The following is an 18,538-nucleotide window of genomic DNA, read 5'->3' as shown; positions in this document are numbered from 1 at the left end:
GTTACGGGTTCGCGCCGGTCGCGACGGGGCGGCCCGGATCGGCGCTCCATTCGCTCCACGAGCCGGGATAAAGCGCCGCGCCATGCAGGCCGGCGACTTCCATCGCCAGCGCGTTGTGGCATGCGGTAACGCCCGACCCGCATTGCAGGACGACGCGATCCACCGGCGTCGGGCCGATCAGCGATGCGAACGCTTCGCGCAGTTCGTGCGCGGTCTTGAAGCGGCCTTCCGGCGTCAAATTGTTCTTGAAGAAGTGATTCAGCGCGCCGGGGATGTGGCCGCCGACGGGATCGATGGTTTCGTTCTCGCCGCGATACCGGTCCGCCGCGCGTGCGTCGATCAGCAGATGATCGCGTGTGCCGATGCTGCGCTCGATCGCCTGCGCATCGATCGTCACCTGGAGCGGCGCGGCGGCCTTGAAGCTCCCTTGCGATGTCGGCGGCACGGCGGTGTCGAGCGGCTTGCCGGCTGCTTCCCACGCTTGCAGGCCGCCATCGATCAGCGCGACGGAGTCATGTCCGAGCCAGCGCAGCAGCCACCACAGACGCGCCGCGTACATGCCGCCCTGAGCGTCATAAGCGACGACCTGCTGGCCTTCGTTCAACCCGAAACTGGCGAGCTTCGCGACGAGCGCCGCACGGTCCGGCAACGGATGGCGGCCGTTCGTACCGGTCTTCGCGCCGGACAGGTCGCGGTCGAGATGCAGATAATGCGCGCCGGGAATGTGGCCCGCGGCATAGGCGGCCTCTCCGGCTTCGGGCGCGGCCAGATCGAACCGGCAATCGAAGACGACGACGCTGCCCGGCGCCGTGTCGAGCTGCCCGGCAAGGTTCGTCGCGGATATGAGCGTGGTGTAGTGAGTGTGCGGCATGACGGCTCCTGAGGCAGCGCTTGCAATGCGGGAATAGCCATAAGTCTAAAAGAAAAAACGGGCTCGAAAGCCCGTCTTTTCGCATTGCAAACCGCGCTCAGATGGCGCCGAGCTGATGGCGCAGGAACTCGTGGAAGTGCTGCATGCCCGATTCCATCGGGCTTTGATACGGCCCGACCTGATTCTCGCCGCGCGACATCAGCGCGCGCCGGCCCGCATCCATACGCTCGGCGATTTCGTCGTCCTCGCGCGCGGTTTCCATGTACGCCGCACGTTCCGCCTCGATGAACTCGCGTTCGAACAGCGCGATTTCCTCGGGGTAATAGAACTCGACGATGTTCGTCGTCTTTTGCGTGCCGTGCGGAATGAGCCACGACACGACCAGCACGTGCGGATACCACTCGATCATCAGACCGGGGTAGTACACCATCCAGATCGCGCCGAAGTCCGGCGGTGCGCCGTTACGGAAGCGCAGGACTTCGTCGTGCCACTTGCGATAGATCGGGCTGCCGGGCTTTTCCAGATTCTTGTGGACGCCGACCGTCTGCACGCTGTACCAGTCGCCGAATTCCCACTCGAGGTTGTCGCACGAGACGAAACTGCCGAGTCCCGGATGGAACGGCGCGACATGGTAATCCTCCAGATAGACCTCGATGAAGGTCTTCCAGTTGTAGTTGCACTCGTGGACTTCGACGTGATCGAACATGAAGCCCGAGAAGTCGAAGTGACGCGCGGTGCCCAGCTTCGCGAGATCGGCCGCGACGTTGCGGCCCTGCGCCTCGAAGAGCAGGCCTTGCCAGTTTTGCAGCGGCGTTGCGCCGAGATTCAGGCAGGGCTTGTCGGCGAAATGCGGCGCGCCGAGCAACTGGCCGTTGAGATCGTAAGTCCAGCGGTGCAGCGGGCAGACGATATTGTCCGCGCTGCCGCGACCGTTCAGCATGATGGCCTGGCGATGGCGGCACACGTTCGACAGCAGTTCGATGTCGTTTTGCCGATTGCGGACGAGCACGCGCCCTTCGCCCTCGCCGGGAAGCGCGAAATAGTTTCCCGCTTCGGGAACCATGAGTTCGTGCCCGACGTAGCGTGGACCTTGCTTGAAAAGTGTGTCGAGTTCGCGCGTAAGAAGCGCTTCGTCAAAGTAAGCCGTGACTGGCAGTTGGCTATGAACAGCCTTCAACTGCAATGCATTGCTCAGATTGGACATTCCCACTCCCGTTAAGACGTGAAAGCAGTGAACAACCCAACCATCGAAGATTCGATTTAGGGAGCCCGCGATTATACCGAAATCCGCCACACCGGGGTGTATAAGGTCTTGATTTGGGTATAAATTGTCGCAAGAGTTCCGTCGAACCCGCGATTATTGCGCGCCCGACGCGCTTCATGTTCGTTTGAATTTCTGACGGGCGGCGATGAGCGGGCTTGCCCCGTGTCTCGTCCGGCATCCGTACCGGGTGCGGGTCGAAAATTTGGCTTTTGCCGTAGAATGTGCGACTTGGTTCCAATTTTCAACTGCACATCCACGATTCATGGCGAAGACCGCAGTCCAGGCAACAGGCGAACAAACCGGCGACAACACGCCGGGCGCAGACGCTGCGTTGCTTCCGGACAATTACGAAGCCGCGCTGGCCGAGCTCGAATCGCTCGTGGCGCGCATGGAAGAGGGCGCGCTGAGCCTCGAAGAATCGCTTGCGGCGTACCGTCGCGGCGCGACGCTTGTGGGCTTTTGCCAACAGCAGCTCGAAAAAGTGGAGCAGCAGGTTCGCGTGCTCGACGGCGAGACGCTCAAGCCGCTGCCCGCCGACGTACAGCGCGCAACTCAGGGCGCGGGCGCCGCCACCGACAACGGGGACGACCTATGACCTTCGAACAATGGATGCGCGCCACGCTCGACCGCGTCGAAACCGCGCTCGAGCATTATCTTCCCGGAACCGACATCGCTCCGGCGCGGCTCCATGAAGCCATGCGCTACGCCGTGCTCGGCGGCGGCAAGCGCGTGCGTCCGCTCCTCGTCCACGCGGCCGGCGAACTTACCGGCGCGAGCGCGCACGCGGTCGAAGCCGCGAGCGCCGCGCTCGAAATGATCCACGTGTATTCGCTGGTGCACGACGACATGCCCGCGATGGACGACGACGCCCTGCGCCGCGGCAAGCCCACGGTACACATCCAATATGACGAGGCGACGGCACTGCTCGTTGGCGATGCGCTGCAATCGCAGGCATTCGTCGCGCTGACCGCCGCAGGCAACGGCCTGTCCGATAGCCAGCAGGCCGCGCTCGTGCGCGAACTGGCCATCGCGAGCGGTTCGGTCGGCATGGCGGGCGGGCAGGCGATCGACCTCGAAAGCGTCGGCCGCAAGCTGTCGCGGCCCGAACTCGAGACGATGCATCGCAAGAAAACAGGCGCGCTGCTGCGCGCATCGGTGCGCATGGGCGCGCTCGCGGGCGCGCAGCCGGGCGCCGAAGCGCTCGCCGCGCTCGATCAGTACGCCGCCGCAGTCGGCCTCGCGTTCCAGGTCGTCGACGACATTCTGGACGTGACCGCCGACTCCGCCACGCTCGGCAAGACGGCGGGCAAGGATGCGCAGCACGACAAACCGACTTACGTGTCCATCATCGGACTCGACGCATCGCGTGAACTCGCTGCTCAACTCGGACGCGACGCGCACGCCGCCATCCAGCCGTTCGGCCCACGCGGCCAGCGGCTTGCTGAACTTGCAGACCTGGTCGTGAACCGGGTGCATTGAACGTTGAATGCGTGACGAACCCCACGGCGCAACAATCGCGCTGAACGAATCACGCCAGTTTTCCTAAAATGGGACGACGATGTACGACTTGCTGAAATCCATCGACGATCCGGCCGATCTTCGGGCCCTCGATCGACGCCAACTGCAGCCGCTTGCCGACGAACTGCGGGCCTACGTGCTCGACAGCGTGTCGCAGACGGGCGGCCATCTGTCGTCCAATCTGGGCACGGTCGAGCTGACGATTGCGCTGCACTATGTCTTCGATACGCCGAGCGACCGCATCGTGTGGGACGTCGGCCATCAGACTTATCCGCACAAGATTCTGACCGGCCGCCGCGAGCAGATGCCCGGCCTGCGTCAGCTTGGCGGCATCTCCGGCTTCCCGCGCCGCGCGGAATCCGCCTACGACACGTTCGGCACGGCGCATTCGAGCACGTCGATTTCGGCAGCGCTCGGCATGGCGGTCGCGAACAAGCTGCAGGGCGACAACCGCTACTCGATCGCCGTGATCGGTGACGGCGCGATGACAGCGGGCATGGCGTTCGAGGCGATGAACAACGCGGGCGTCGCCGACGACCTGCCGCTGCTCGTCATCCTGAACGACAACGACATGTCGATTTCGCCGCCGGTCGGCGCGCTGAATCGCCATCTCGCGCGCCTGATGTCGGGCCGTTTCTACGCCGCCGCGCGCGCGGGCGTCGAGCGCGTGCTGCGCGCCGCCCCGCCGGTGCTGGATCTCGCGCGCAAGCTCGAAGAGCACGCGAAGGGCATGATCGTGCCGGCCACGCTGTTCGAAGAGTTCGGCTTCAATTACATCGGCCCGATCGACGGTCACGATCTCGAGTCGCTCATCCCGACGCTGCAGAACATCAAGGAATTGCGCGGCCCGCAGTTCCTGCACGTCGTCACGAAGAAGGGCCAGGGTTACAAGCTTGCCGAAGCCGATCCAGTGCTGTATCACGGCCCGGGCAAGTTCAATCCGGCCGAAGGCATCAAGCCGTCGACCGCGCCGTCGAAGAAGACCTACACGCAAGTGTTCGGCGAATGGCTGTGCGATGCCGCCGCGCAGGACTCGCGCGTGGTCGGCATCACGCCCGCGATGCGCGAAGGCTCGGGCATGGTCGAGTTCGAGAAACGCTTCCCGGACCGGTACTTCGACGTCGGCATCGCGGAGCAGCACGCGGTCACGTTCGCGGGCGGCCTCGCGGCTGACGGCATGAAGCCCGTTGTCGCGATTTATTCGACGTTCCTCCAGCGCGCTTACGACCAGTTGATTCACGATGTCGCGTTGCAGAATCTGCCGGTCGTGTTTGCGATCGACCGGGCGGGCCTCGTCGGCGCGGACGGCGCGACGCACGCGGGCAACTACGACCTCGCGTTCCTGCGCTGCATCCCGAACATGACGGTGATGGCCGCATCCGACGAAAACGAATGCCGTCAGATGCTGTACACCGCACTGCAGCAGCCGAACCCGACTGCGGTGCGCTATCCGCGCGGCGCGGGGACGGGCGTCGCCACGGTCAGGCAGATGACCGCGCTTCCCGTCGGCAAGGGCGAGATTCGCCGCGAATCGTCGCAAAAGCTCGGCTCCGGCAAGCGCATCGCGATCTGCGCGTTCGGCACGATGGTCGTGCCGTCGCTCGCCGCCGCCGACGAGCTGGATTTGACGGTCGCCAACATGCGGTTCGTGAAGCCGGTCGACGCCGATCTGCTGCGCGAACTCGCCGCGACGCACGACGCCATTGTGACCATCGAGGAAGGCTCGATCATGGGCGGCGCGGGCTCGGCCTGCGTGGAAGCGCTACTGGCGAGCGGCGTCGTCAAGCCGGTGCTGCAACTGGGCTTGCCGGACGTTTTCATCGACCACGGCGATCCCGCGAGGCTGCTCGCGAGCGTTGGCCTGGACGCCGCCGGTATCGCGCGTTCCATCCGCGAGCGTTTTCTGACTGCCGTCGAAAGCGCGGGCAAGCTGACCAAGCGCGTCGCCTGACGCGCAACCCGGCTGCCGAGGCGCGCCCCGGGGTGCGGGCGCGCCGGACGTAAAGTGAGCCATGCGGCGCGGGGTCTTCCCCGCGCCGCTTGCGTTTCATCGCTTATCGCCGCTCAACGCCAGTCGTCCCCGCCGGCGGCGTAAAAGGACATAACAAATGAACCAGATGAATCCCGCCTTCGTGATGCCCGATGTGCAAAGCACGCCGGATACGCGTCAGATCGATATTGCGCGCGTCGGCGTCAAAGGCGTGCGGCATCCGCTGTCGGTCAGGACCGCGAGCGGCGTGCAGCCGAGCGTCGGCGTATGGAACCTCGACGTACACCTGCCCGCCGACCAGAAAGGCACGCACATGTCGCGCTTCGTCGCGTTGCTCGAAGAGCATCGCGAGCCGCTCGATCAGGCCGCGCTGCAAACCATGCTCGCCGCGATGCTCGTCAAGCTGGAAGCGCATTCGGGCCGTATCGAAGTGAGCCTGCCGTATTTCGTGATGAAGACCGCGCCGATTTCGGGCGTGCAAAGCCTGCTCGATTACGAGGTGACGTTCGTCGCGGAAAAGCGCAACGGCGACATGCGCCTGTCGCTGAAAGTGCTCGTGCCGGTGACGAGCCTGTGTCCGTGCTCGAAGAAGATTTCACAGTACGGCGCGCACAATCAGCGATCGCACGTGACGATCACGGCGGAACTCGCCGGCGATGTCGCGGTGGAAGAATTGGTGCGCGTCGCGGAAGAAGAGGCGTCGTGCGAACTGTGGGGCCTGCTGAAGCGCCCCGACGAGAAGTTCGTGACCGAGCGCGCTTATGAGAATCCGAAGTTCGTCGAAGACCTCGTGCGCGATATCGCGGTGCGGCTGAACGCGGACGATCGCATCGTCGCGTATGTGCTGGAAGCGGAGAACTTCGAGTCGATTCACAATCACAGCGCCTACGCGGTGATCGAGCGAGTCAAACGCTGAGCGTTTCCGCTCTCACGCCGAACGAAGAACCGGTCCTGGCGACCGGTTTTTTCATGCAAACGCCGGTTGCGCGGATACATGCGCTTCCCGGACCGACTCGACGACGAGCGACGCCAGCCGCTCGACCGGCGCTGAACCGCCCGCAGATGCGCGGTGCAATGCGAGCGGAATCGAGGGCAGCGACGGCAAGCCGCATTCGGATTCGTCGAGCGCGCGCACGGTCGACGGGAGCCCGTAGCACGTTCGCACCGTCACGCCGAGCCCTGCAGCAGCAGCGGCCCAGAGACCCGCGAGGCTCGGGCTCGTGAACGCCACGCGCCATTTGATACCCGCGCGGTCCAGCGCCGCCGTCGCCGCGCTGTGAAAGACACACGGGCGGTCGAACGCGATCAACGGTAGCGGCTCGTTCGCGTCACGCTGAAACGGCACCGTCGATGATCCGATCCAGCGCATCCGCGGCGCGGCGATCGGCTCGAACTCATTCGCGCCCGCCAAGCCCCACACGAGCGCGAGATCGAGCTGGCCGGTATCGATGCGTTCCAGAAGTTCCGTGTTACGCGCGACGCGCGCTTCAATCCGCACTTTCGGATGCGCCCGCGCAAAGCGGCCCAGCACATCCGGCAGCACGGCTTCGCCGAAATCTTCCTGCAGGCCGAGCCGGATCCACCCTTCCAGATCGACGCCGCGCACCGCGACGGCGGCTTCATCGTTCAGTTCGACGAGGCGCCGCGCGTAGCCGAGCATCACTTCGCCGGCGTCGGTGAGCGCCAGGCCGCGCCCGGATTTGCGAAAGAGTTCGATGCCCGCCTGTTCCTCCAGCTTGCGAAGCTGCGCGCTGATCGCCGACGTCGACCGTCCGACCTGATCCGCAGCCTTCGCAAAACTTCCTAGCTGCATCCCGGCGACGAAACTGCGCAGCACGGCAAGATCGAATGTCGTTTGGCTCATGGCAACTGTCCCGTTTGATCGAATGATCGGTGCAAAACTATTTGATTTTCAGGACGATGCTAAGGCGTCAGACTGGCCGCAGTCAATGATAACGAGGTGCGGCATGGCAACGACTTTCGACTCGACCGCGCCTGCGGTCGGCGGCGGGCATCGGTGGAAAGTGCTTGGCGTGGGCGTGGCGGCGAATGCGAGCTTTTCCGCCGCCGTGGCCGGGATACCGACGACCGCCGTGTGGTTGCGCAGCGGCTATTACCTGAACAACGCGGAGCTCGGGCTCGTGCTGGGGGCGCTCGGGCTGGGCGCGGCGGTATCGGAATTGCCGTGGGGCCTGCTTACCGACCGATGGGGCGATCGCCGGGTGCTGCTGCTCGGTCTGATCGCGACCGCCATCGCGCTCGTCGGGATGAGTGTGTTCGTCGCGCCATCGGCAAGCGCGGGCGCACCGTCGCTGGTTTGGCTCGTGGCCGGCATGTGCGCGCTCGGACTGTTCGGCGGCAGCGTGAACGGCGCGAGCGGCCGCGCGGTGATGGCCTGGTTCGCGGAAGGCGAGCGCGGTCTCGCGATGAGTATCCGCCAGACCGCCGTGCCGCTCGGCGGCGGCATCGGCGCGGCATTGTTGCCGTGGCTCGCGTCGTCGGTCGGCTTTTCCGCCGTATTCGGCGCGCTGGCCGCGATGTGCGCAGTGTCCGGCGCATTCACGTGGCGCTGGCTGCACGAACCGCCGCGCGCCGCGCAGCCGCCGCAGCATCCGCAGCATCCGCAGCAAAAGCGCGCCGCGCCGCTCGGCAATGTGCTCGTCTGGCGCATGGTGCTCGGCATCGGCGTGCTGTGCATGCCCCAGTTCGCCGTGCTGACGTTCGCCGCCGTCTTTCTGCACGATGCGGGCCGCTTCGGCGTCACGTCGATCAGCGCGACGATGGGCGCGCTCCAGCTCGGCGCGATGATCATGCGCGTCTGGAGCGGCCGTTACACCGACCGGCATGGCAATCGTCGCGGGTATCTGCGCGTATCGACGTGGATCGCGGTGGCGTCGTTCGCGGCGCTGGCGGCGGCGACCGCGCTCGGGGCGGCGCGCGCGCCGGTATTGCTGGCGACGATGATCGTCCTGGCGGGCGTGTCGATATCGGCATGGCATGGCGTCGCGTACACCGAACTGGCGACGCTCGCGGGCACCGCGCGCGCCGGCACCGCACTCGGAATGACGAACACCGCGGTCTACGCCGGCCTGTTTCTGACGCCGATTGCAATCCCGCACGTGCTGGCCGCCGGTTCGTGGACGGCCGTCTGGCTCGCGGCGGGCGTGTGCGCGTCGCTTGCGCTGCCATTGTTTCCGAGGCCCGCGCGACCTTAAACTGGCCGTCTCTCACACTACCGGGCGCGCGAATGATCCTCATCGGCCAATACGATTCCCCGTTCGTGCGACGCGTCGCCATCGCGTTGCATCTTTACGGCATCGCGTACGAGCATCGTCCGTGGTCCGTCTTCGGCGATGCCGCCAAGATCGCGCCGATCAACCCGCTGATCCGCGTGCCGACGCTCGTGCTCGATTCCGGCGACGTGTTAATCGAAAGCGCGATGATCCTCGATTATCTCGATGAACAAGCGGGTGCAGCGCGCGCGCTGATCGCATCGGACGGCGCCGCGCGACGCGAGGCGCTCAAGGTTTGCGCGCTGGCGACGGGCCTCGCCGACAAAGCCGTCGCGCTGGTCTACGAACGCGTGTTGCATGAGGAGGAGTCGCAGGCGTGGGTGGATCGCTGCACGGGGCAGGTCGAGCGCGTGCTCGATGCGCTCGAAGCCGACCGCGCCGCGCGCCCGACGCCCTTCTGGTTCGGCGAATCGATCGGTCATGCGGATATCGGCGTGGCGTGCGCGCTGCGTTTTGCCCGCGAGGCGCACGCGCCGGTTTTCGCCGGCGCACGATGGCCGGCATTGATCGCGCACAGCGATCGCTGCGAGGCGCTCGACGTGTTCCGGTCCGTCGTGCAGCCGTTCAGTCCGCCGAAAAAGAACTAGGCGCGGGCCAGCGAAGTCAGGTCCCAGCGCGGTTTCACGGTGAAGGCGTAGTCGCGCACGGCCTGCTCCGGCCAGCGCGTGAGCCGCAGCGCGCCGGCCAGCGCGATCATCGCGCCGTTATCCGTGCAGAGCGACAAATCGGGATAGTGAACGTCGAAGCGCCGCTTCTTCGCCGCCGCCGACAGCGCCTCGCGCAACTGCCGGTTCGCCCCGACGCCGCCCGCGACGACCAGCCGTTTCAGGCCCGTCTTCTTGAGCGCCGCGAGCGACTTGGCGACGAGCACATCGACGGCGGCATCGACGAAACCGCGCGCCAGATCCGCCTTCGACTGTTCGCAGACGTTCGCGCCGAGCTTGCGGCTTTGCGTCAGCACGGCGGTTTTCAAGCCGCTGAAGCTGAAATCGAGGTCGCCGGAGTGCAGCATCGGACGCGGCAGCGTGACCGCGCCCGGCGTGCCGAACTCCGCGAGCCGCGATACTTCCGGCCCGCCCGGATAGCCGAGGCCGAGCAACTTCGCGGTTTTGTCGAACGCTTCGCCGGCGGCGTCGTCGAGCGTTTCGCCGAGCGTCTCGTAGACGCCGACATCGGTGACGCGCATCAATTGCGTATGTCCGCCCGATACCAGCAGCGCGACGAACGGAAACGGCGGCGGCGCATCGACCAGCAGCGGCGACAACAGATGCCCTTCGAGATGATGGATGCCGACCGTCGGCTTGTCCCACGCCATCGCCAGCGCGTTGGCGATGCTCGCGCCGACCAGCAGCGCGCCGGCGAGCCCCGGCCCTTGCGTGAACGCGATGGCGTCGATTGCGGCGCGCTCGACTTTCGCCTCGCTCATCACCTGTTCGAGCAGCGGCAGCGCCCGGCGGATGTGATCGCGCGAGGCCAGTTCCGGCACGACGCCGCCGTACTCGCGATGCATCGCAATCTGCGAATGCAGCGCGTGAGCAAGCAGGCCGCGCTCCGTGTCGTAGAGCGCGAGGCCGGTTTCGTCGCAGGAACTTTCGATGCCGAGAACGAGCATGATCGGGACGTCGGAGGGTAACGGGAAAGTATACCAGCGGGCGCCGGTTACAATGCGCGGCATGGAATCCTTCGACATCGCCGTGATCGGCGCGGGCGCGGCCGGCATGATGTGCGCGGCCGTCGCGGCTCAGGCGGGCCGGCGCGTCGTGCTCATCGACCACGCCGAGCGCCTCGCGGAAAAAATCCGCATCTCGGGCGGCGGCCGCTGCAACTTCACCAACATCAACGCGCAGCCGGCAAACTTCTTGTCGGCGAATCCGCGTTTCTGCCGCTCCGCGCTCGCCCGCTACACGCCGCGCGACTTTCTTGCGCTGCTCAAGCAATACCGCGTGAAGTGGCACGAGAAGCACAAGGGCCAGCTCTTCTGCGACGATTCGAGCGAGACGGTCATCGACGTCCTGCGCAGCGAATGCGATGCCGGCGGCGTCGCGTGGCGGCGTCCGGTGAGCGTCCAGGCGATCCGTCATGACGGCGCGCGCTTCACGCTCGATACGACTGCCGGCGCGATTCACGCGGCCGCGCTCGTAATCGCGACGGGCGGACTCTCGATTCCGAAGATCGGCGCGACGGATTTTGGTTATCGCGTCGCGAAGCAGTTCGGGCACAAGCTCGTCGATACGCATCCCGCGCTCGTGCCGCTCACGTTCACCTCCGCTGACTGGGCCCCGTTCGCCGCGTTGTCCGGGCTTTCGCTGCCGGTTCGCATCAGCGCGGGCAAGGGCAAGACGCGCGGCGAGTTCGAAGAGGACTTGCTGCTCACGCATCGCGGGCTGTCCGGGCCGGGCGTGCTGCAAATCTCCAGCTACTGGAACACGTCCGAACCGATCCACGTCGATCTGCTGCCCGAACTCGACGCGACCGAACTGCTGCTCGACGCGAAAGCGGGATCGAAGAAGCAGATCGGCAATTTCCTGACCGAGTATCTTCCGGCGCGGCTCGCGCATGCGTGGCTCGACGCGCAGCGCGTGCCCGTCGATGCGCGCCTCGCCGATCTGCCCGATCGCACGCTCAAGGCGCTCGGCGCGTCGCTGTCGGACTGGACGCTGACGCCGAGCGGCACCGAGGGTTATCGCAAGGCGGAAGTCACGCGCGGCGGCGTCGATACGCGCGAACTGTCGTCGGCCACGATGATGAGCGAGCGCGTCGCGGGACTGTACTTCGTCGGCGAGGCGGTGGACGTCACCGGCTGGCTCGGCGGCTACAACTTTCAGTGGGCGTGGGCATCGGGCGTCGCGGCGGGCAAGGCGGCAGCCGAGTACGCGCACGGCATCGCAAAAGTCGCCTGAGGGGCGCGCAGACGGGCGTTTTGCCGGTCTCGAAACGCGAACCCGTTTGCTATACTCGGACGGTCATCGGAGGATTCCTTGTGCGCTCTCGCGCCGCTCCTTCGCTCTGACTGGCGTTACGGCGGCGCGCATCGCTCGGAGCTTCCAACGACTCGCTACAGTCCCGCTTGAGGAGGCGCTCCCAAGCGGGTTTTTGCTTTCGCGGCGCGGTCGAACGTCGGTCGGGACTTTCCATTTCGCAATTGCACCGGGTGAACGATGAGCCTCAAAGACCAGATCAACGACGACATGAAGACCGCCATGCGCGCACGGGAAACCGAGCGCCTCGGCACGATTCGTCTGCTGCTCGCGGCGATCAAGCAGCGTGAAGTCGACGATCGCGTGACGCTCGACGACGCCGCCGTCACCGCGGTCATCGACAAGATGATCAAGCAGCGCAAGGACTCGATCAGCCAGTTCGAATCCGCCGGCCGCACCGATCTCGCCGACAAGGAAAAGGCCGAACTGGTCATTCTGTCCGCGTACATGCCCGAGCAGCTTTCCTCCGATGCCATCGCCGCCGAAGTGCAAGCCGCGATCGCCGCGACGGGCTCGGCAGGTCCGCAGGACATGGGCAAGGTGATGGGCGTCCTGAAGCCGAAGCTCGCGGGCAAGGCGGACATGACCGCCGTATCCGCGCAGGTCAAAGCCGCGCTCGCCAAGTAACGCACGCCGCGCTAACTACCGGTGATTCCGCACGCATTCCTGCAGGATTTGCTCAACCGCGTCGATATCGTCGACGTGGTGGGCCGCTACGTCCAGTTGAAGAAGGGCGGCGCGAATTTCATGGGCCTGTGCCCGTTCCATAACGAGAAGAGCCCGTCGTTCACGGTCAGCCCGACCAAGCAGTTCTATCACTGCTTCGGCTGCGGCGCGCACGGCACGGCAATCGGCTTCCTGATGGAACACACGGGGCTGACGTTTCCGGAGGCGGTCAAAGACCTTGCGCAGGGCGCGGGGCTGACGGTGCCGCAAGAGCCTTCGAATTCGTTTCGCGGCTCGGGCGCCGGCGAGAGCGCGCCCAGCAAGGCGGTCAGCACCGCATTGACCGACGTGATGCAGACCGCCTGCGATTTCTATCGCAAGCAGTTGCGCGCCGCGCCGAACGCCATCGCGTATTTGAAGAAGCGCGGCCTGACCGGCGAAATCGCCGCGCGCTTCGGCCTCGGCTATGCGCCCGACGGCTGGCAGAACCTCGAAACCGCGTTCCCGGATTATCGCAACGACAATCTCGTCGAAGCGGGCCTCGTGATCGTCAGCGAGAAGACGGACGCCCAAGGCCAGGCGCGCCGCTACGATCGCTTCCGCGAGCGCGTGATGTTCCCGATCCGCAATGTGAAGGGCAATGTCATCGGTTTCGGCGGACGCGTGCTCGACGGCGGCGAGCCGAAGTATCTGAATTCGCCGGAGACGCCCTTGTTCAGCAAGGGCAGCGAGCTGTACGGCCTGTTCGAAGCGCGTCTTGCGATCCGCGAACTGGGTTATGCGCTCGTCGTCGAAGGGTATATGGACGTCGTGGCGCTCGCGCAGCTGGGTTTCGCGAACGCCGTGGCGACGCTCGGCACCGCCTGCACGCCGGTCCACGTGCAAAAGCTCTTTCGCCAGACCGACACCGTGGTGTTCAGCTTCGACGGCGATTCCGCCGGCCGCCGCGCCGCGCGTCGCGCGCTCGAAGCGGCGCTGCCGCACGCCGCAGACAACCGCACCGTCAAGTTCCTGTTCCTGCCAAAGGAGCACGACCCGGACAGCTACGTCCGCGAGTTCGGCACGGACGGCTTTGGCGAGCAGGTCGACCGCGCAATGCCGTTGTCGCAATTTTTGCTCAACGAGGTGCTGAACGACAAGGAGCTGGAACAGCCGGAGGGCCGCGCAAAGGCGCTCTTCGACGCCAAGCCGCTCCTGCAGGCGCTTCCGGCAAACGCGTTGCGGGTGCAAATCCTGCATATGCTCGCTGACCGGCTCGATACGCCGTTCACGGAAATTGCGGCGCTGTGCGACATTGATTCGCGCGCCGCCGCCGTGGCCCGCGCGTCGGTGCCGAAGAGCGAACGCCGTCGCGTGACCGGCCAGGAACAGCGCGCGCTGCGCAATCTGGTGATGTATCCGGGCATCGCGGTATCGCTCGATGGAGAGAGCGAACGCACGCTCGTCACCATGACCGAGCACGGCGAACTGTTCAGCGAAGTGATCGGCCACGCACGTGAACTCGGCGGCGCGGCGGAGTTCCAGATGCTGTCGGATGTCTTGAGAAATGCTGCAAATGCGCCTACATACGAGGATATCTTCCAGGAAATTCTCGCCTATGATGAAAACGTGCGAGATCTGCTGCTCCGCGATCCATCGGATGAAGGTGCGGCCGATCGCGTGGAAGAGCAGAAGCGTCTGTTAGCGGAGGAATTGCAGGCGACGGTGGTGAAGCTGCGTCACGACACGTATCGGGCGCGGCTCGATCAACTGGCGCGGCAATCGAACCTGTCGGCGGAAGAGGTTGCGGAATTCTCGGACTTGTCGGCAAAAGTCGCGCAGATCAAGGCTGGCAGGGCCGCTAGCGCAGATGCCGAAAGGTGAACTGCTATAATAAAAAGTTCAAAAATCGTTGTTTTTAGTCACTTAGTTTGTCGGGTCCGCGTCAGCTCGACGCGGGCCAGCGAGCGACGCGTGACAGAGTAGATCGGGAAGGTCGGGTAGGGTGAAGCAAGGCGCTGGCTGATTCGGCTGTCGGGCGAACGCGGAAGCGGCGAGTGCGGTAATGCGCCGCGAAAGAGTGCCGAGACACGCGGGAACGGGCGGATAAGCACGCCGACGAACAGACGGGCGCAAGCGAAGCGGCTGCTATTGCGGGTAGAGCGATTCACGATCGGGCGCAGTGCGTTCGAACCGCGATAGGGCTCCGGGCAGGGGCACGCGGCAGGTCAGCAGGAAGCGGCGTGCGCATTGGGTATTCACGGTTCAATCGGTTGCCGTCCGGCAGCCGCGAGTCGAGACTAGAGCCTGTATGGCGAACTCCATGACGAAAAAGCTGAACGATGTACCCGTCGAAGACGACGCAACGCAAAACGCAGAGCCGGCCGCCGCACCTGCGGCGAAGGTCGAGAAGGCCAGGGCTCGCGATCGCCGCGCGAAGGAGAAGGCGCTGCTGAAGGACGCGTTCGCGTCGAGCGCGCCCGGCACGGTCGAAGAGCTGGAAGAGCGCCGCTCCAAGTTGCGCGCGCTCATCAAGCTGGGCAAGGAGCGCGGCTTTCTCACGTACGCCGAGATCAACGATCACCTTCCGGACAACTTCACGGAAACTGAGGCGATCGAAGGCATCATCAGCACGTTCAACGACATGGGCGTGGCGGTGTACGAGCAGGCGCCCGATGCCGAGACGCTGCTTCTAAACGACAACGCGCCGAACGCATCCTCGGACGATGAAGTCGAGGAAGAGGCCGAAGTCGCGCTGTCCACCGTCGATTCCGAATTCGGCCGCACGACTGATCCCGTGCGCATGTACATGCGCGAGATGGGCACGGTCGAGTTGCTGACGCGCGAGGGCGAAATCGAGATCGCGAAGCGCATCGAGGACGGCCTCAAGCACATGGTCATGGCGATTTCCGCCTGCCCGACCACCATCGCGGACATTCTCGCGATGGCCGAGCGCGTGCAGAACGAGGAAACGCGCGTGGACGAACTCGTCGACGGCCTGATCGATCCGAACGCGGAAGACACCGACGGCTTTTCCGAACAGGAAGCCGAGGCGATCGAATCCGAGGAAGAGGAAACGGACGAGGAAAGCGACGAAGAAGAGGAAGAGGACGACGGCGCAGCGCAAGCCAGCGCCAACGCCGCGCAACTCGAGGCGCTCAAGCGCCAGTCGCTGGAGAAGTTCTCGCTGATTAGCGAGTGGTTCGAGAAGATGCGCCGCGCGTACGAGAAGGAAGGCTACAAGTCGAAGGCCTATCTGAAGGCGCAGGAGGCCATCCAGACCGAGCTGATGTCGATTCGCTTCACGGCGCGCACCGTCGAGCGCCTGTGCGACACGCTGCGCGCGCAGGTCGATGAAGTGCGTCAGGTCGAGCGGCAGATTTTGCATACGGTCGTCGACAAGTGCGGCATGCCGCGCGCCGAGTTTATCTCGCGTTTTCCGGGCAACGAGACGGATCTCGACTGGGCGGACAAGGTCGTTGCCGAAGGTCACGGGTATAGCGCCGTGCTCGAGCGCAACATTCCGGCCATTCGCGAACAGCAGCAGCGTCTGCTGGATTTGCAAGCACGCGTGGTGCTGCCGCTGAAGGATTTGAAGGAAACGAATCGCCAGATGGCGGCGGGCGAATTGAAGGCGCGGCAGGCGAAGCGGGAGATGACCGAGGCGAACTTGCGTCTCGTGATTTCAATCGCGAAGAAGTACACGAATCGCGGCTTGCAGTTCCTGGATCTGATTCAGGAAGGCAATATCGGCCTGATGAAGGCGGTGGACAAGTTCGAATATCGTCGCGGCTACAAGTTCTCGACGTACGCGACGTGGTGGATTCGGCAGGCCATTACGCGGTCTATTGCGGATCAGGCGCGCACCATCCGCATTCCGGTTCATATGATCGAAACGATCAACAAGATGAACCGCATTTCCCGGCAGATTCTGCAGGAGACCGGTCTGGAGCCGGACCCGGCGACGCTTGCCGAGAAAATGGAAATGCCGGAAGACAAGATCCGCAAGATCATGAAGATCGCAAAGGAGCCGATTTCGATGGAGACGCCGATCGGCGACGACGACGACTCGCATCTCGGCGATTTCATCGAGGACAACAACACGGTCGCGCCGGCGGATGCAGCGCTGCATGCAAGCATGCGCGATGTGGTGAAGGACGTGCTGGACTCGCTGACGCCGCGTGAGGCGAAGGTGCTGCGGATGCGGTTCGGCATCGAGATGAGCACGGATCACACGCTCGAGGAAGTCGGCAAGCAGTTCGACGTGACGCGCGAGCGGATTCGGCAGATCGAGGCGAAGGCGTTGCGCAAGCTGCGTCATCCGAGCCGATCGGATAAGCTGAAATCGTTCCTCGAAGGCAGTTGATGCGTTCGGCGGGCTTGTATTGAGAGACGTTGTAAGGCAAACTCGCAGACCTTCGAGGGTCGCCTTGCGCATCGCTCTGAAGCATCAGAAAGCGCCGCTGCGGCGCTTTCTTTTTGTCTCTTTTTGCTTGCTGCGCTTGTTTGCGCTGTCTCAGGGCCGGAAGCTTAACTGGTATAAGCTGTCGACTCATAATCGACCGACAGTGGGTTCGAGTCCCACCCGGCCCACCAAAATTTCTTCGTAAAAGCAAAGACTTACGTAAATTCAGGGGCGTCCAGGGACATCCCAGGGACAATTTCGTTTTCGGCCTCCTGAATTGACGATCGGTTTGCCGCGGCTGGCGGCCGTTTTTCCGTGGCAATTGGCGGCTACCGGCAAGGCTCTATCGGGCGTTTCGGGGCGGTGGGTGCCGGGCTGTCCGCGTCGCCGGAGTCCTTCCTCCCCCTCCCGCTGCGCCCGGTTCAGCCGGAACTGACGCCGTTTGCTGCCCGCGTGCCCAGCGCCGACTCCAGTCGCGCCGTCTCCAGGTCGTTCTGGTTTCCGTCGATCCACTTCGCGTAGATGCGCAGGAACATCTCCACCGTGTGGCCGAGTTGCTTGGCGCAGAACGCGGGCGTCATGCCGGCCATCAGCATGCTGGTGGCATAGCTATGGCGCATGTTGTAGGGGCGCCGGTAGCGGATGCCCAGCCGCTTCAGGATGCGCGACCAGTACACCCGCAGGAACGCCTCCTCGCTGTGCCAGGGGCGGCTGTACCGCGGGTCTTGGAACACGCGCCCGCCCGCGAGCCCTGTGACCGCACGTTGGCGCTTTAACGCGGCGCGTGAGCGGCTATTGAGCCGCACCAGCCGCGCTTCGGCCGTCTTGGTGCGGTCCTTTTCCTCGCCGCCGACCAGCACGCGCTCGATCGAGACCGCGTCGCCGTAGAGATCCACGTAGCGCCAGTCGAGCCCGTTGAGCTCAGAGGTGCGCAGCCCCGTCCAGAACCAGAATTCGATGTAGTTGTGAATCTGCGGATCGACCTTCGCTGCTTCGGCGATGATCGCCTCGGACTCGGCGCGCGAGAACGGATCGGCAGGCTGGCGCTGGTGCTTGGCGCGCGGCACGGCTTCGGCGAGGTTGGTCGACAGCAGTTTGTCGGTGACGGCGAGTGTGAACGCCTGACGCAGCACGGAGACGTAGTTGTTGATGGTCTTGCCGCTCAAGTCAGGACGCGAAGCAATTGCCGTCAGAATGTGCGACAGCTTCAAGGCCCGCAGCGGTATCAATCCAAGCGTGCGCTGCTTGCCGTCGCATGGCGCACGACTCCAGAACTTGATGGCCGCGTCGTAGCCGCCGCGCGTCGAGTTCTCGATACGCAGGGTGGTGAGCCACTCGATCAGCCACGATTCGACGGTCAGCTCGGCCGGGCTCGTGGTCTCGTCGGAGTCCGGGAAGTACTCCCGCATGATGAAGGTGCCGGTGCGAATGCGCTCGCAGATCTCGATGATCAGCCGGTTCGCATACTTGATGTTCGCGGGCGTGGGCGCTAGGGCCTCGCCGTCGATCATGAGCGTGGGGCGGTAGCGCATGCCCTCGACGGTGAAGTGCATGCGCATGGAGGTGTCGCGGAT

Annotated in this window: 15 protein-coding genes and 1 tRNA gene; 11 read left to right on the top strand and 5 right to left on the bottom strand. The window is 64.7% G+C overall.

Annotation, left to right across the window (positions count from 1 at the left end; all coding sequences use genetic code 11):
- Position 1: 1 nt before the first annotated feature.
- Together BG57_RS15885 and BG57_RS15880 are read right to left on the bottom strand one after the other, a co-directional pair.
- Complete coding sequence (locus tag BG57_RS15885) at positions 2 to 871, bottom strand: sulfurtransferase (RefSeq protein WP_035966053.1); 870 nt, start codon at positions 869 to 871, stop codon at positions 2 to 4.
- Positions 872 to 968: 97 nt separating this feature from the next.
- Positions 969 to 2,075 carry an aromatic ring-hydroxylating oxygenase subunit alpha gene (locus BG57_RS15880; RefSeq protein WP_035966052.1) on the bottom strand — a complete coding sequence of 369 codons (1,107 nt, stop codon included), beginning with the start codon at positions 2,073 to 2,075 and terminating at the stop codon, positions 969 to 971.
- Positions 2,076 to 2,397: 322 nt separating this feature from the next.
- On the opposite strand from BG57_RS15880, the gene BG57_RS15875 reads away from it, so the two are divergent.
- The 4 genes from BG57_RS15875 to folE2 all read left to right on the top strand — a co-directional run bounded on the left by BG57_RS15875 (position 2,398) and on the right by folE2 (position 6,559).
- Positions 2,398 to 2,730: an exodeoxyribonuclease VII small subunit gene (locus BG57_RS15875; RefSeq protein ID WP_035966050.1), complete on the top strand. Its 333-nt coding sequence runs from the start codon at positions 2,398 to 2,400 to the stop codon at positions 2,728 to 2,730.
- Complete coding sequence (locus BG57_RS15870) at positions 2,727 to 3,614, top strand: polyprenyl synthetase family protein (RefSeq protein ID WP_035966048.1); 888 nt, start codon at positions 2,727 to 2,729, stop codon at positions 3,612 to 3,614. Before BG57_RS15875 ends, BG57_RS15870 begins: the two co-directional genes overlap by 4 nt.
- A 79-nt stretch (positions 3,615 to 3,693) precedes the next feature.
- A complete protein-coding gene (dxs, locus tag BG57_RS15865; RefSeq protein ID WP_035966047.1) occupies positions 3,694 to 5,604 on the top strand; it encodes a 1-deoxy-D-xylulose-5-phosphate synthase in 1,911 nt (636 codons plus the stop codon).
- Between the two features lie 157 nt (positions 5,605 to 5,761).
- Positions 5,762 to 6,559, top strand: coding sequence for a GTP cyclohydrolase FolE2 (gene folE2 / locus BG57_RS15860; protein WP_035966045.1), 798 nt, complete (start codon positions 5,762 to 5,764; stop codon positions 6,557 to 6,559).
- 51 nt (positions 6,560 to 6,610) lie between these two features.
- Here the strand turns inward: folE2 and BG57_RS15855 are convergent, their stop codons facing one another.
- Positions 6,611 to 7,507, bottom strand: a complete 897-nt coding sequence (locus tag BG57_RS15855; RefSeq protein WP_035966044.1) for a LysR substrate-binding domain-containing protein — start codon at positions 7,505 to 7,507, stop codon at positions 6,611 to 6,613.
- Positions 7,508 to 7,610: 103 nt separating this feature from the next.
- Between BG57_RS15855 and BG57_RS15850 the strand changes: the two genes are divergently transcribed.
- Positions 7,611 to 8,858 carry an MFS transporter gene (locus BG57_RS15850; protein WP_052005841.1) on the top strand — a complete coding sequence of 416 codons (1,248 nt, stop codon included), beginning with the start codon at positions 7,611 to 7,613 and terminating at the stop codon, positions 8,856 to 8,858.
- Between the two features lie 32 nt (positions 8,859 to 8,890).
- The gene (locus BG57_RS15845; RefSeq protein ID WP_035966042.1) at positions 8,891 to 9,523 is read left to right on the top strand and encodes a glutathione S-transferase family protein; all 633 of its coding nucleotides are present in this window, start codon (positions 8,891 to 8,893) and stop codon (positions 9,521 to 9,523) included.
- On the opposite strand, the gene tsaD is transcribed toward BG57_RS15845, so the two are convergent.
- Entirely contained in the window at positions 9,520 to 10,548 is a 1,029-nt protein-coding gene (tsaD, locus tag BG57_RS15840; protein WP_035966041.1) for a tRNA (adenosine(37)-N6)-threonylcarbamoyltransferase complex transferase subunit TsaD, read from the bottom strand. The genes BG57_RS15845 and tsaD overlap by 4 nt on opposite strands.
- Before the next feature lie 61 nt (positions 10,549 to 10,609).
- On the opposite strand from tsaD, the gene BG57_RS15835 reads away from it, so the two are divergent.
- From BG57_RS15835 to BG57_RS15815, 5 genes are all read left to right on the top strand, one after another.
- Positions 10,610 to 11,836 (top strand): BaiN/RdsA family NAD(P)/FAD-dependent oxidoreductase, encoded by a 1,227-nt coding sequence (locus BG57_RS15835; protein ID WP_035966114.1) that lies wholly within the window; start codon positions 10,610 to 10,612, stop codon positions 11,834 to 11,836.
- A 258-nt stretch (positions 11,837 to 12,094) separates the two neighbouring features.
- Entirely contained in the window at positions 12,095 to 12,541 is a 447-nt protein-coding gene (locus tag BG57_RS15830; protein WP_035966040.1) for a GatB/YqeY domain-containing protein, read from the top strand.
- A gap of 21 nt (positions 12,542 to 12,562) precedes the next feature.
- Entirely contained in the window at positions 12,563 to 14,443 is a 1,881-nt protein-coding gene (gene dnaG, locus BG57_RS15825; RefSeq protein ID WP_035966038.1) for a DNA primase, read from the top strand.
- 427 nt (positions 14,444 to 14,870) lie between these two features.
- Positions 14,871 to 16,925, top strand: coding sequence for an RNA polymerase sigma factor RpoD (gene rpoD / locus BG57_RS15820; protein WP_075583150.1), 2,055 nt, complete (start codon positions 14,871 to 14,873; stop codon positions 16,923 to 16,925).
- Between the two features lie 153 nt (positions 16,926 to 17,078).
- Positions 17,079 to 17,155: transfer RNA gene (locus BG57_RS15815), tRNA-Ile, on the top strand.
- A gap of 231 nt (positions 17,156 to 17,386) precedes the next feature.
- Here BG57_RS15815 and BG57_RS15810 read toward each other — a convergent pair.
- Entirely contained in the window at positions 17,387 to 18,523 is a 1,137-nt protein-coding gene (locus BG57_RS15810) for a site-specific integrase (RefSeq protein WP_052005840.1), read from the bottom strand.
- Positions 18,524 to 18,538: the final 15 nt, after the last annotated feature.

This window comes from Caballeronia grimmiae (assembly GCF_000698555.1).
In the GTDB taxonomy this organism is placed as follows: domain Bacteria; phylum Pseudomonadota; class Gammaproteobacteria; order Burkholderiales; family Burkholderiaceae; genus Caballeronia; species Caballeronia grimmiae.
This window is presented reverse-complemented; position numbering and strand designations above follow the sequence as displayed.